This window comes from Micromonospora sp. WMMD708 (assembly GCF_049315245.1).
GTDB lineage: Bacteria > Actinomycetota > Actinomycetes > Mycobacteriales > Micromonosporaceae > Micromonospora > Micromonospora wenchangensis.
This window is the reverse complement of sequence record NZ_CP186060.1, coordinates 3,418,574-3,431,476: the sequence shown is the minus strand read 5'-3', so window position 1 is coordinate 3,431,476 and position 12,903 is coordinate 3,418,574. Positions and strand designations below refer to the sequence as shown.

The following is a 12,903-nucleotide window of genomic DNA, read 5'->3' as shown; positions in this document are numbered from 1 at the left end:
GTCCCGGTAGGCTCCCCCGGTGCGTGGAATCCTTCTCGCTGGTGGCACCGGGTCCCGGCTGTGGCCGATCACCCGGGCGGTGTCCAAGCAGCTGATGCCGATCTTCGACAAGCCGATGGTCTACTACCCGCTGTCGACGCTGGTGATGTCCGGCGTGCGGGAGATCCTGGTGATCACCACCCCGGAGGACCAGGACCAGTTCCAGCGGCTGCTCGGCGACGGCAGCCAGTGGGGGCTGCGCCTGGAGTACGTCGCCCAGGCCCGCCCGGAGGGCATCGCCCAGGCGTTCGTGCTCGGCGCGGACTTCATCGGCGACGACTCGGTGGCCCTGGTGCTGGGTGACAACATCTTCCACGGCGTCGGCCTCGGCCGGCAGTTGGCCGACAACGGCGACCTGGTCGGCGGGCGGGTGTTCGCCTACCCGGTGGCCAACCCGCAGGCGTACGGGGTGGTCGACTTCGACGCCGACGGCCGGGTGCTGTCGATCGAGGAGAAGCCGGCCCGGCCGAAGTCCCGCTACGCGGTGCCGGGCCTGTACTTCTACGACAACCGGGTGGTCGAGATCGCCGGCAAGCTCACCCCGAGCGCCCGGGGCGAGTTGGAGATCACCGCGGTCAACGAGGCGTACCGGGAGGCCGGGGAGCTGTCGGTGACCGTGCTGGACCGGGGCACCGCCTGGCTGGACACCGGGACCTTCACCTCGATGATGCAGGCCGGCGAGTTCGTCCGGGTGATCGAGGAACGGCAGGGTATGAAGATCGGGTGCGTCGAGGAGGTCTGCTGGCGGGCCGGCCTGATCGACGACGACCAGCTCCGCGCGCTGGCCGAGCCGCTGACCAAGAGCGGGTACGGCGACTACCTGCTCGGTCTGCTGGCCGACAAGCACGACGAGGCGGTGCTGCGCGCGGCGCAGGTGGGAACGGAGGGGGTGCGGTGAAGATTCGTCCGCTGAGCATCGAGGGCGCCTGGGAGATCACCCCGCAGCAGCACGGCGACCCGCGCGGGCTGTTCATGGAGTGGTACCGGTTCGACCAGCTCGCCGAGGCGGTGGGCCACCCGCTGCGGCTGGCCCAGGCCAACCTGTCGATCTCCGGCCGGGGCGTGGTGCGCGGCATCCACTTCGCCGACGTCCCGCCCGGCCAGGCCAAGTACGTCACCTGCGTCCGGGGCGCGGTGCTCGACGTGGTGGTGGACCTGCGGACCGGTTCGCCGACCTTCGGCCGCTGGGAGGGCGTCCGGCTGGACGACACCGACCGGCGGGCGGTCTACCTGGCCGAGGGGCTGGGGCACGGCTTCTGCGCGTTGACCGACGACGCGACCCTGAGCTACCTCTGCTCGACCACCTACAACCCGACCGGGGAACACGCGGTGCACCCACTCGACCCGGAGCTGGGCATCGAGTGGCCGGTCGAGGTGCCGCAACTGTCCGCCCGGGACGCGGCGGCACCGACGTTCGCGCAGGCCCGGGCGGCGGGAACCCTGCCCGACTATGCCGCCTGCCAGGCGTTCGTGGCCGGTCTCGGGCCGGACGGGACGCCGCGCACCGACGGGATCTGAGCGACCGCAGCACACTACCTGTGCTGTGACAGTGACGAACCGACCCTCCGGGCGGCTAGTGTCACATCATGGAGCGGCGAATCTTCGGCCTCGAGACCGAGTACGGCGTCACCTGCACCTATCGCGGGCAGCGGCGGCTGTCCCCAGACGAGGTCGCCCGGTACCTGTTCCGCCGGGTGGTGTCCTGGGGCCGGTCGAGCAACGTGTTCCTGCGCAACGGGGCCCGGCTCTACCTGGACGTCGGGTCGCACCCGGAGTACGCCACTCCGGAGTGCGACTCGGTCACCGACCTGGTCGCCCACGACCGGGCCGGTGAGCGCATCCTGGAGGGCCTGCTCGTCGATGCGGAGAAGCGGCTGCACGACGAGGGCATCGCGGGTGAGATCTACCTGTTCAAGAACAACACCGACTCGGCCGGCAACTCGTACGGCTGCCACGAGAACTACCTGGTGTCCCGGCACGGTGAGTTCGGTCGGCTCGCCGACGTGCTCATCCCGTTCCTGGTCACCCGGCAGCTGATCTGCGGCGCCGGCAAGGTGTTGCAGACCCCGCGCGGGGCGGTCTACTGCCTGTCCCAGCGGGCCGAGCACATCTGGGAGGGCGTCTCCTCGGCGACCACCCGCAGCCGGCCGATCATCAACACCCGCGACGAGCCGCACGCCGACGCCGAGCGTTACCGCCGGCTGCACGTCATCGTCGGGGACTCCAACATGAACGAGGTCACCACGCTGCTCAAGGTCGGCTCGGCCGACATCGTGCTGCGGATGATCGAGGCGGGCGTGGTGATGCGCGACCTGTCGCTGGAGAACCCGATCCGGGCCATCCGGGAGGTGTCGCACGACATCACCGGCCGGCGCAAGGTGCGCCTCGCCTCCGGCAAGGAGGTCAGCGCGCTGGAGATCCAGCAGGAGTACCTGGCGCGGGCCACCGAGTTCGTGGAGCGTCGCGGCGGCGACCAGACCGCCAAGCGGGTGGTGGAGCTGTGGGGCCGGGTGCTGGGCGCGGTGGAGAGCGGCAACCTGGACCCGGTCGCCCGGGAGATCGACTGGGTGAGCAAGCTCCGGCTGATCGAGCGCTACCAGCGCAAGCACGACCTGCCGCTGTCGCATCCCCGGGTGGCGCAGATGGACCTCGCCTACCACGACCTGCGCCGGGGCCGGGGCCTGTACGGGCTGCTGGAGCGGCGCGGCCAGGTCGACCGGGTGGCCACCGACCCGGAGATCTTCGAGGCCAAGGAGACCCCGCCGCAGACCACCCGGGCCCGGCTGCGTGGCGAGTTCATCAGGCACGCCCAGGAGAAGCGGCGCGACTTCACCGTCGACTGGGTGCACCTGAAGCTCAACGACCAGGCGCAGCGCACCGTCCTCTGCAAGGACCCGTTCCGGGCGTACGACGAGCGGGTGGAGCGGTTGATCGCGAGCATGTGACCAGGGGGCCGGCGGCCGGAGACGGCCGCCGGCCCACCGGTACGCTGGCGGGGCGATGAACGATTCCGAATCCGCCGACCGCGAGCGCGGCGACAACCAGCGGCTCAACTGGATCGACCGCCGCCGGGCGAAGATCCGCGACGAGATCGCCCGTAACCGCCGGGGCGAGTACACCGTGCCGACCTGGGTGCTGACCGTGGCGCTGGTCGTCATCGTGGTCGGCTGGCTCGCGTTGATCTTCCTGGTCGGCTGAGCCGGGGCCGTCGCGGCCCGCGCCGCACGCCCGTCGACGCGGCGGATCGAGCAATCGGGAAGATGAACCGACCCACCGGTGCTGGCACCCTGGTGCGACGGCGGCCCGTCGGGGGCGGCCGACGAGTCAGGGGGTGCCGGTGGCGCACATCGATCTGGGTCTCGACGAGAAGGCGTTCCCGGGGATCACCGGGCCGATGCGCTACCGGCCGGAGACCGCGAAGCCGCTGAACGAGCTGGCCGAGGTGCTGTTGCGTGCCCCGCACCCGACGCTGACGCCGGGAGAGCGGGAACTGATCGCCGCCTACGTCTCCGGGCTCAACGAGTGCCGGTTCTGCTGCGCCTCCCACTCGGCGTTCGCCGCCGCCCAACTGCCCACCGGGATGACCCTGGTCGACCAGGTGCGGGCCGACCCGGACACCGCGCCGATCAGCGCGAAGCTGCGGGCCCTGCTCCGCATCGGCGCGGCGGTCCAGGCCGGCGGTCGGCAGGTCACCACCGAACTGGTCGAGGCGGCCCGTGCCGAGGGCGCCACCGACCTGGAGATCCACGACACGGTGCTGATCGCCGCCGCGTTCTGCATGTTCAACCGGTACGTCGACGGGCTGGGCACCTACGCCCCCGAGGGTGAGGGCTACGAGGCGACGGCCGCGCGGATCGTCGAGCACGGCTACACGGCCTGACCACGGGGTCGACCGCCCCGGCGGGCGGTGCCGGGACCGGTCAGCCGAGCAGCGCGGCGGCGTGCCGGCCGGCGGCCGCCGCCGCGAGGAAGTAGGCGTGGTCGGCGTCCAGGCCCCGGCCCATCGTGGACAGTCGCACCGGCAGGGCGTGTAGCGCGGCGTCCAGGCCGGTGGTGTCGACCCGGACCAGGGTGTGCCGGTCGGTCAGCGGGGCCAGTGCGGCGTCCACCCGGGCCGCCAGCTCCGGTGGCAGGCCGTCCGGCACCACCAGCTCCGCCGGGGCCAGCGCCACCCGGCCGTACGCGGTGAGGCTGTGGTGCGACACCCCCTGGTGCCGGGGGCGGGTGTCGGCGTCGGAGATCCGCAGCGACCCGACCGGCCGGCCACCCAGCACCGCCACCGCGTTGACCGCCTCGCCGACGGCGACGCCGGAGAACCCCCACCGGGTGCCGGTGCCCAGGTTGCCCGGCCCCTGCGCGACGACCGCCACGTCGGCGCGGAGCACGTGCCGGGCGGCCAGCAGGCCGGTGTGCAGGGTGGCCGCCTCCAGGTCACCACCGAACGCCTGCCCGACGCTGACCGTGCCGACCAGCGTGTCGCGCAGCCCGTCGAGGGTTCGGGAGAACCAGGCCGGCAACGCGCCGCCGTCGGTGAGCAGGTAGGCCACCCGGGCCCGGGGGGCGTCGGCGTGGATGCCGGCGAGGATCGCCGGCAGGGCGGAGTGCAGGTCGGCGGTGACCACCGGCAGCCCGTCGAGGCTGTCGACGGCGGCGAGCAGCGTGTGGTGCGGTGACGCCTCCTCGTCGACCCCGAGCATGATCGGCTGGAGCGGGGTGTAGCGGGCCTTGACCAGGTGCCCGGCGTCGCGGGTGTCGCCGGCCTGCGGCGGGTCGGCGGGCAGCCGGTCGGGCAGGGCGACCACCAGGGCGTACCCGCCGGTGCCGAGGCCCATCAGCAGCGCGCCGGCGTTGAGCAGCACCCGGTCGCCGGGGACGGGGTCGCCGACCAGCTCCGGGTAGGCCAGCGCGCGCATGCTGGCCCCGTCGGGCAGGGCGACGTCGAGCTCCACCGCGCCGGCCCACCGTCGCCGTACCGCCGTGACCGTCCCGGACCGCCATCGCACCATGCCCGGCACGCTATCGCCGGCCGCCCGGTCGGCCGCGTGCGGGGCCGCCTCCGGTCAGTCCCGCCCGTCCGCCTCCTGACCGGAGGGCCCGTCGGTCGGGCGCGCGTCGCCGGCCGGGCCGGGGTACGCCGTGCCGAGCGGGGCGTCGCCCACCGGGCCGGGCTCCTCCTGGGTACGCCGGGCGTGGCGGCCGGAGCCGCGCAGCGACCGGGTGGGGTCGAGGAAGACGTACCCGATCTCCGGGTAGCGGTCGGTGAGCCGCCGTTCGGCCTCGTCGGCGGCGGCCTCGATCTCGGCCCCGGTCGCCTCGTCCCGGAAGTCGACCTTGGCGGCCACCAGGATGTCGTCCGGGCCGAGCTGCATGGTCAGCAGCGTGTCGACCCGGTCCACCGTCGGCAGGGCGGCCAGCTCGCGTTCGATCTCGTGGTGCAGCCGTTCGGGCACCGCCCGGCCGACCAGCAGGGAGATGTTGCTCCTGGCCAGGATGGCGGCGACGACGAGCAGCAGCAGGCCGATCAGGATCGAGGCGACGCCGTCGAACAGTTCGTCGCCGGTCCACTGCGACAGGCCCAGCCCGACCCCCGCGATGAGCAGGCCGATCAGGGCGGCGCTGTCCTCCAGGAACACCGCCTTGACGGTGGTGTCGGCGGTCAGTCGCAGGAACCGGCGCGGGGTGGTTCCCCAGCGGCGGGACTCGCCGCGTACCTGGCGTACCGCGCGGGCCAGCGACACCGACTCGATGGCGAAGGAGACCGCCAGCACCACGTACGAGATCAGGTAGTCGCCGCTGTGCTCGTGGACCAGGATGGTGGTCACCCCGTGGGTGATCGCGAAGCCGGCACCGGCCACGAAGGTGAACAGCGCGGCCAGGAACGCCCAGACGTAGCTCTCCTTGCCGTACCCGAACGGGTGCCGGACGTCGGCGGGCCGGGCCCCCCGGCGCAACGCCAGGTAGAGCAGCACCTCGGTGGTGGTGTCGGCGACCGAGTGGGCCGCCTCGGAGAGCATCGCCGCCGAGCCGGACACGATCCCGGCGACCAGTTTCGCCACCGCGATGGCGAGGTTCGCCGCCCCGGCCACCACGACCGTGCCGACGCTCTCGCTGTTGCCTTCGGCCTCCGCCATGCGGTCACCGTAAGTCCGCCCGGCCGCCTGCGCTGGGCGGCGGGCTGTCCGTCACGCCACACCCCGCGCGGGTGCACGGGTACCGCGCCCGGGCTGCTAGCGTTCACCCCGTGTCGCGGAGTCGTACCGAACGCCTGGTCAACCTGGTGATCTGTCTGCTGTCCACCAGGCGGTTCCTGACCGCCGCGCAGATCGCCGCGACCGTGCCCGGCTACGAACACGATCCGGACGACGCCCGGGAACACGAGGCGTTCCAGCGCAAGTTCGAGCGGGACAAGGCGGAACTGCGCGAGCTGGGGGTGCCGCTGGAGACCGGGACGGCCAGCGTGTTCGACGCCGAGCCCGGCTACCGGATCGCCCACCGGGAGTACGCCCTGCCCGATATTCCGCTCGAACCGGACGAGGCCGCCGCGGTGGGCATCGCCGCCCGGTTGTGGCAGCACGCCGGGCTGGCCGCCGCCGCCTCCTCGGGGCTGGCCAAGCTGCGCGCCGCCGGGGTGGACGTCGACCCGCAGGCCACCCTGGGGTTGGAGCCGATGGTCACCGTCGACCCGGCGTTCGCCCCGCTCACCGCCGCCGCCCGCGACCGCCGCGAGGTCACCTTCGACTACCGGGTCCCCGACCGGGACGCGCCGACCCGCCGTCGGTTGCAGCCGTGGGGCGTGGTCTGCTGGCGGGGCCGCTGGTACGTGGTGGGCCACGACCGGGACCGGGCGGCCACCCGCTGCTTCCGGCTGTCCCGGGTGACCGGCGCGGTGCGCGTCACCGGTGCCCCCGGCGGCTACGAGCCCCCGGCCGGCGTCGACCTGATCTCGCACGTGGCCGCCTGGTCCGGGCCGGTCGAGCGGACCGGCCGGGCCACCGTGCTGGCCACCCCCGGGCGGGCCGCCGGGCTGCGCCGGTGGGCGGTGCAGAGCGTGCCCGGCCCCGACGGCGACCGGCTGGTGCTGCCCTACGCCGATCCGGAGTCGCTGGCCGGTCAGCTCGTCGGCTACGGCCCGGACGTCCGGGTCCTGGACCCACCCGAGGTACGCGACGCGGTGATCCAACGGCTCAAGGAGATCGCCGCCCGGCACGACGAGCTGGCCGTGGCCGGGGGTGCCCGGTGACCCGCCCCGCCGCGCGCACCTCCGCCGACCGGCTGGCCCGGCTGCTGAACCTGGTGCCCTACCTGCTGGCCCGGCCCGGCATCGAGATCGCCGAGGCGGCCGGCGACCTGGGCGTCACCGAACGGCAGCTGCGGGAGGACCTGGAACTGCTCTGGGTCTGCGGCCTGCCCGGCTACGGCCCGGGTGACCTGATCGACATGGCCTTCGACGGCGACCGGGTGACCATCACCTACGACGCCGGCATCGACCGGCCGCTGCGGCTCACCCCGGACGAGGCGCTGGCCCTGGTGGTGGCGCTGCGGATGCTCGCCGAGACGCCCGGGGTGGCCAACCGGGAGGCCGTCGAGCGGGCCCTGGCCAAGATCGAGAACGCGGCCGGTGACCTGGTCGGCGCCCCGGTGGCCGTCCGGCTGCCCGGCGAGAGCCAGCGGGTGCAGGAACTGCGGACCGCGGTCGAGCGGCGGCGGGCGCTGCGGATCACCTACTACACCGCGGCCCGGGACGAGAGTACCGACCGCGTCATCGACCCGCTGCGGATGCTGATGGTCGACGGCCGGGCGTACGTCGAGGCGTGGTGCCGCCGCGCCGAGGCGGTCCGGTTGTTCCGGGCCGACCGGATCGACGCGGTGGTCGAGCTGGACGAGCCGGCCGTGGTGCCGCCGCAGGCCCGCCCGCACGACCTGCGGCAGGGGGTGTTCCGGCCGTCGTCGGACCTGCCGCTGATCACCCTGCGGATCGGCCGGGGCGAGCGGTGGATCACCGAGTACTACCCGTGTGAGCGGGTCGAGGTCGACGGGGACCACTGGCTGGTGTCGCTGCGGGTCACCGATCTCGACTGGGCCCGCCGCTTCGTGCTCGGGCTCGGCCCGGACGTCACCGTCCTCGCCCCGGTCGAGCTGGCCACCCAGGTACGCGCCCAGGCCACCGCCGCGTTGGAGGCGTACGCGACGCCCGGCGGCCTCGGCCGGCCCGGCGGGCGCGGTGACGTGCCGGTAGGCTGACCGCCGTGGTGAAGTGGATCGTGCTGGCGGTGCTGCTGTTCGCGCTGGTCGTGTTGGCCCTGGCGGTCCGTCCGGTGCTGGTGCGGCTGCCCCGGCTGCGCCGGGCGGCAATGGCGTTGCAGCGTCGCCAGGCCGAGGCCGAGACGTTGCGGCACAGCGCCGAGGCGTTGCAGGAACGGGCCGAGGCGCTGCAGCGGCAGACCGAGACGACCCAGCAGCGGCTCGAACTGATCAAGGCCAAGCGCGGGAGTTGATCGACAGCGGTCGGTGGGCCGCCCGCCCGGGGCCCGCCCGGAGTCCGTTTCCCGCAGCTCTGCACCCGTCCAGGTGGTTGACGGGACACTCGCAGGTGGTCAAGACTTCACCGGCCGGGCCGCATCAGCGGTGGCCCGGCGGGTGGCAGAGGCCCGTCACGCACGTACGATGGGCTCCGACACACCCTTCGACACAGAGCGACTGGAGCTTCCCATGGGTGCCCTCAAGCCGTGGCACATCGCCGTACTCGTGGTCGTGCTGATCCTGCTGTTCGGCGCGAAGCGGCTCCCCGACGCGGCCCGCTCGCTCGGCCGTTCGTTGCGGATCATCAAGGCGGAGACCAAGAGCCTGGCCGACGACGACCGCGACCTGGCCGAGAAGGCCGACGCGCAGGCCGGCTACCAGCCGCTGCCGCCCCAGCAGCAGCCCGTGCAGCAGCAGCCGTACGCGCCGCAGCCCCAGCAGCAGTACGCCCAGCCCCAGCAGCAGTACGCCCCGCCGCAGCCCCAGCAGCAGCCGCTCGCCCCGCCGGTCGACCCGGTGCAGCGCGTCCGCGACAACTGACCGAAGGGCCCGATCACCGTGGCCTTCGCGCTCCGTAAGCGCGGCCCCAGCACCTTCGAACGGGCCGCCGACGGCTCCATGACGCTCATGGAGCATGTCCGCGAGCTGCGGAACCGGCTGTTCCGCGCCTCGCTGGCGATCGTGGTGGGCCTGATCGTGGGTTTCTGGCTCGCGCAGCCCGCGTTCGACCTGCTCAAGGAGCCGTACTGCCGGCTGCCCGGTGCCCTCGACGCGTCGGGGGAGTGTCAGCAGTTCCTCCAGTTGTCCCCGGCGGACGGCTTCATCCTCAAGCTGAAGCTGGCGCTGTGGATCGGCCTGATCGTCGGCGCGCCGGTCTGGCTCTACCAGCTGTGGGCGTTCATCGCGCCCGGTCTGCACCGGCACGAGCGCAAGTGGGCGTACGTCTTCGTGTCGATCGCGGCGCCACTGTTCGCCGCCGGGGCGGTCCTGGCCTACCTGGTGGTGGACAAGGGCCTTGCGTTCCTGATGGAGTCCGGTGTCACCGGGCTGTCCACCCAGCTCGAGGTGACCCGCTACATCTCGTTCGTCACGAACATGATCCTGCTGTTCGGGGTGGCGTTCGAGTTCCCGCTGATCCTGTTGATGCTCAACTTCACCGGCGTGGCGAGCGCGAAGCGCCTGCTGAGCTGGTGGCGGGCGGTCATCTTCATCTGCTTCGCGTTCGCCGCGATCGCCACCCCGGACCCGGGCCCGTTCGGCATGACGCTGCTGGCGCTGTCGCTGTCGCTGCTGTACTTCGTCGCGGTCGGGGTGGCCTTCATCAACGACCGGCGCAGGAAGCGGCGCGGTGGATCGTACGCGGGGTTGAGTGACGACGAGGTGTCGCCGCTGGAGTTGGACGACGACCCGGTGGTGGCCACGCCGGAGCTGGAGTTGTCCGAGCCGGTGCACGCCTCCGAGCCGGTGGCCCCGCCCAAGCCGATCGACCGCCGATACGACGACATGACCTGACCGCCGGGCCATCCGTACCATCCGACGCCGCTCCCGCCCTGCCGGGAGCGGCGTCGTCCGTTCGGGGCGTGCTCAGAGCACCTGGGACAGGAAGCGGCGTAGCCGGGGGTGCCGCGGTGACTCGAAGACCACCTCCGGTGCGCCGGCCTCCAGCACGACGCCGTGATCCATGAACGCGACGGTGTCGGCGACCGAGCGGGCGAAGCCCATCTCGTGGGTGACCACCACCATCGTCATGCCCCCGGCGGCAAGGTCGGCCATCACGCCGAGCACCCCCTTGACCAGTTCCGGGTCGAGCGCCGAGGTGGCCTCGTCGAAGAGCATCACCTCAGGTTGCAGGGCCAGCGCGCGGGCGATGGCGACCCGCTGCTGCTGTCCGCCGGAGAGGTGGGCGGGTCGCGAGTCGGCCTTGGCGGCGAGGCCGACCAACGCCAACTGGGAACGGGCCAGCGCGACGGCCTCCTCCTCGGGCAGCTTCTTGAGGCGGCGCAACGCCAGGGTGATGTTGCGCAGCACGGTCATGTGCGGGAACAGGTTGAACTGCTGGAAGACCATCCCGACGCGCTGCCGCAGGGCGTCCGGGTCGTCGCGTAGCACGCTGCGCCCGTCGAGCAGGACGTCCCCGGAGTCCGGTTCGATCAGCCGGTTGACGGTGCGCAGCAGGGTGGACTTGCCGGAACCGGACGGGCCGATGACGCAGGCCGTCGCGCCCCGGGCGACGTCCAGGTCGACGCCGCGCAGCACCCGGTTCGCCCCGAAGGCCAGGTGCACGTCACGGACGGCGAGGCTGACCGGGGTGGTGGTCACGGTGCCGGCGGTCATCGGGGGTCCTCCCGGGTGGGACGCGGTTGCGGTAGGGCGGTCTCGCCGGCCAGGGCCAGCCCGCCGTCGTCGTCGGGGTCGACGGCGACCGCCCGGCCCTGGCGCAACCGCCGGTCGATGGCGTTGACCGCGTGTGTCAGCGGCACGGTCAACGTCAGGTAGCACAGGCCGGCCAGCAGCAGCGCCGACTGGTTGCCGGTGTTGGCCGCGTAGTCCTGCCCGATCCGGAACAGTTCCCGCTGGCTGGCCAGCAGGCCCAGGAAGTAGACCAGGCTGGAGTCCTTGATCAGCGCGATCAGCTGGTTCACCCAGGCCGGCAGCACCCGGCGTATCCCCTGCGGGACGATGACCAGGCGCATCGCCTCACCCCAGGAGAACCCGAGCGCTCGGGCCCCCTCCAGCTGCGCCGCCTCGACGCTCTGGATGCCGGAGCGGAAGATCTCCCCGATGTACGCCGCGGCGATCAGCGACAGCGCCAGGATGCCCAGCGGGTACGGGTTGGGGCCCCACACCTGCATGCCGAGCGGGGCCAGGCCGACGCCGATCAGCAGGATGGTGGCGGCGGCCGGCAGACCCCGGAACACGTCGGTGTAGACCCGGGCCGGCCCCCGCAGCCAGCGGGTACGGGAGATGCCCGCCACGGCCAGCGCCATGCCCAGCACCGAGCCGAGCAGGGCGGCGGAGACCGCCAGGATCAGCGTGTTGGGCAGCCCGACGGTCAGCATCTCGGGCAGCGCCTCGCGCATGGAGTCCCAGTCGAAGAAGGTCTCCCACAGGGTGCTCAACGGATCCATCGTGTTTCTCCCACCGCCCCGCTCGCTGGTCTGGTCGTACCGTCAGGAGGTGGCCGACGCCGACGGCGTCGCCGCGCCCGGGGCGGTGACGTCGCCGCTGCCGGGGGTGAAGCCTTCCGGGATCGGCCGACCCGGGTAGTACTGCTCCTGGAGGCGGGTCCAGGTGCCGTCGGCGATCACCTCGTCGAGGCCCTTGTCCAGCGCCTCGCGTAGGGCGTCGTTGCCCTTGGCGACGGCGTACGCGGTGGGGGCCGGGCTCAGTTCGGTGGCCGCCACCGTGATCTTGCCGTTGCTGTCGGCGGCGGACTTCTCGCCGATCTCGGCGGGGGCGATCCAGGCGTCGGCGGTACCGGCCTTGAGCTGGTTGATCGCCCCGTTGTAGTCGGGCACCCGCACCGGGTCGAGCTTGCGCGAGGTGGCGTAGTCGTCCTGCACGGTGCCCTGCACGACCACCACCCGCTTGCCCGCGAGCTGGTCGAAGCCGGTGAGCGGGGAGCCGGCCGGCACGTCCAGGCCGAAGTAGCCGAAGTCGTAGCCGTTGCCGAAGTCGACGGTCTTCTTCCGCGCCTCGGTGACGGTGATCGAGGAACTGCCGACGTCGAACTTGCGGTTGTTGACCTGGGAGAGCAGCGCCGAGAAGTCGGTGCCGACGAACTCGACCTTCAGCCCGACCTTGCCGGCGACGGCGACGAGCAGGTCGTTGTCGAAGCCGGTGAACCTGCCGTCCTTGAGGTAGACGTTCGGTGGGGCGTCGGTGAGCGTGCCGGCGCGCAGCACACCGGGTTGGAGCAGGCCGTACGGGTTGTCGGCCGGCTCGGAGCCGCCGCCGCAGGCGGTCAGCGCGGTGCCGGCGAGCAGGGCGGCGACGCCGAGCGCGGCGACCCGCTTCCACGCGGCGCGGGGCAGTCGGGGGGCGGGCAGGGCAGGAAGGAATCGCACGGGTGTCTCCGGAGGTGGTCGGGCGGCGGCGGACGCGCGCCGCCGACGGGATGCCCACCGGGCATCCCGCTCGAGGTGTCACGGGAAGAGGGGTTCGACTAGCGGCGGCGACAGGAGTCGCTGTGCACCCGCATGAGGTCGACATGCCGCCGCCTGACCAGCCGGACGCCGACGGACCGTACGCCGGGTCGGGTCACGGCGGTGACGCCGCCACCGGGTGGGGCGGGTGGTTGGTACGACACGGCTTCTCCCTGATCGGTGTCGACCTGGGGTGACC

16 protein-coding genes are annotated in these 12,903 nt (G+C 72.8%); 11 read left to right on the top strand and 5 right to left on the bottom strand.

All coding sequences use genetic code 11. The annotated features are described in order from the left end of the window. Nucleotides 1–19: 19 nt before the first annotated feature. The 5 genes from rfbA to ACN260_RS15080 all read left to right on the top strand — a co-directional run bounded on the left by rfbA (nucleotide 20) and on the right by ACN260_RS15080 (nucleotide 3,919). Nucleotides 20–937 (top strand): glucose-1-phosphate thymidylyltransferase RfbA, encoded by a 918-nt coding sequence (gene rfbA / locus ACN260_RS15100; RefSeq protein ID WP_422756570.1) that lies wholly within the window; start codon nucleotides 20–22, stop codon nucleotides 935–937. Continuing rightward, complete coding sequence (gene rfbC, locus ACN260_RS15095; protein WP_422756569.1) at nucleotides 934–1,557, top strand: dTDP-4-dehydrorhamnose 3,5-epimerase; 624 nt, start codon at nucleotides 934–936, stop codon at nucleotides 1,555–1,557. The genes rfbA and rfbC overlap by 4 nt, the downstream gene beginning before the upstream one ends. A gap of 68 nt (nucleotides 1,558–1,625) precedes the next feature. Further along, entirely contained in the window at nucleotides 1,626–2,984 is a 1,359-nt protein-coding gene (pafA, locus tag ACN260_RS15090) for a Pup--protein ligase (RefSeq protein WP_422756568.1), read from the top strand. A gap of 55 nt (nucleotides 2,985–3,039) precedes the next feature. Further along, nucleotides 3,040–3,237 carry a hypothetical protein gene (locus ACN260_RS15085; protein ID WP_422756567.1) on the top strand — a complete coding sequence of 66 codons (198 nt, stop codon included), beginning with the start codon at nucleotides 3,040–3,042 and terminating at the stop codon, nucleotides 3,235–3,237. A gap of 139 nt (nucleotides 3,238–3,376) precedes the next feature. Continuing rightward, entirely contained in the window at nucleotides 3,377–3,919 is a 543-nt protein-coding gene (locus tag ACN260_RS15080; RefSeq protein WP_422756566.1) for a carboxymuconolactone decarboxylase family protein, read from the top strand. A gap of 40 nt (nucleotides 3,920–3,959) precedes the next feature. Here ACN260_RS15080 and ACN260_RS15075 read toward each other — a convergent pair whose 3' ends face one another. After that, complete coding sequence (locus ACN260_RS15075) at nucleotides 3,960–5,045, bottom strand: DUF3866 family protein (RefSeq protein WP_422756565.1); 1,086 nt, start codon at nucleotides 5,043–5,045, stop codon at nucleotides 3,960–3,962. A gap of 54 nt (nucleotides 5,046–5,099) precedes the next feature. Then, the gene (locus ACN260_RS15070; RefSeq protein WP_422756564.1) at nucleotides 5,100–6,170 is read right to left on the bottom strand and encodes a cation diffusion facilitator family transporter; all 1,071 of its coding nucleotides are present in this window, start codon (nucleotides 6,168–6,170) and stop codon (nucleotides 5,100–5,102) included. A 110-nt stretch (nucleotides 6,171–6,280) separates the two neighbouring features. Here ACN260_RS15070 and ACN260_RS15065 point away from each other — a divergent pair, with 110 nt between their 5' ends. From ACN260_RS15065 to tatC, 5 genes are all read left to right on the top strand, one after another. After that, on the top strand, nucleotides 6,281–7,279 hold the full coding sequence (locus ACN260_RS15065; protein WP_422756563.1) for a helix-turn-helix transcriptional regulator: 999 nt from the start codon (nucleotides 6,281–6,283) through the stop codon (nucleotides 7,277–7,279). Next, nucleotides 7,276–8,280, top strand: coding sequence for a helix-turn-helix transcriptional regulator (locus ACN260_RS15060; RefSeq protein ID WP_422756562.1), 1,005 nt, complete (start codon nucleotides 7,276–7,278; stop codon nucleotides 8,278–8,280). Before ACN260_RS15065 ends, ACN260_RS15060 begins: the two co-directional genes overlap by 4 nt. 5 nt (nucleotides 8,281–8,285) lie before the next feature. After that, nucleotides 8,286–8,534: a hypothetical protein gene (locus ACN260_RS15055; protein ID WP_363655224.1), complete on the top strand. Its 249-nt coding sequence runs from the start codon at nucleotides 8,286–8,288 to the stop codon at nucleotides 8,532–8,534. Between the two features lie 214 nt (nucleotides 8,535–8,748). Beyond that, nucleotides 8,749–9,099, top strand: coding sequence for a Sec-independent protein translocase subunit TatA (tatA, locus tag ACN260_RS15050; RefSeq protein ID WP_422756561.1), 351 nt, complete (start codon nucleotides 8,749–8,751; stop codon nucleotides 9,097–9,099). Between the two features lie 18 nt (nucleotides 9,100–9,117). Continuing rightward, nucleotides 9,118–10,071 carry a twin-arginine translocase subunit TatC gene (gene tatC / locus ACN260_RS15045; RefSeq protein ID WP_422756560.1) on the top strand — a complete coding sequence of 318 codons (954 nt, stop codon included), beginning with the start codon at nucleotides 9,118–9,120 and terminating at the stop codon, nucleotides 10,069–10,071. Between the two features lie 72 nt (nucleotides 10,072–10,143). Here tatC and ACN260_RS15040 read toward each other — a convergent pair whose 3' ends face one another. From ACN260_RS15040 to ACN260_RS15030, 3 genes are read right to left on the bottom strand one after another with little or no spacing between them, the layout of a single operon-like run. Beyond that, nucleotides 10,144–10,893, bottom strand: coding sequence for an amino acid ABC transporter ATP-binding protein (locus ACN260_RS15040; RefSeq protein WP_422756559.1), 750 nt, complete (start codon nucleotides 10,891–10,893; stop codon nucleotides 10,144–10,146). Then, a complete protein-coding gene (locus ACN260_RS15035; protein WP_422756558.1) occupies nucleotides 10,890–11,687 on the bottom strand; it encodes an amino acid ABC transporter permease in 798 nt (265 codons plus the stop codon). Before ACN260_RS15035 ends, ACN260_RS15040 begins: the two co-directional genes overlap by 4 nt. Nucleotides 11,688–11,729: 42 nt before the next feature. Next, complete coding sequence (locus tag ACN260_RS15030; RefSeq protein ID WP_422756557.1) at nucleotides 11,730–12,626, bottom strand: ABC transporter substrate-binding protein; 897 nt, start codon at nucleotides 12,624–12,626, stop codon at nucleotides 11,730–11,732. A 122-nt stretch (nucleotides 12,627–12,748) separates the two neighbouring features. On the opposite strand from ACN260_RS15030, the gene ACN260_RS15025 reads away from it, so the two are divergent. Then, entirely contained in the window at nucleotides 12,749–12,901 is a 153-nt protein-coding gene (locus tag ACN260_RS15025; protein WP_422756556.1) for a hypothetical protein, read from the top strand. Nucleotides 12,902–12,903 lie beyond the last annotated feature (2 nt).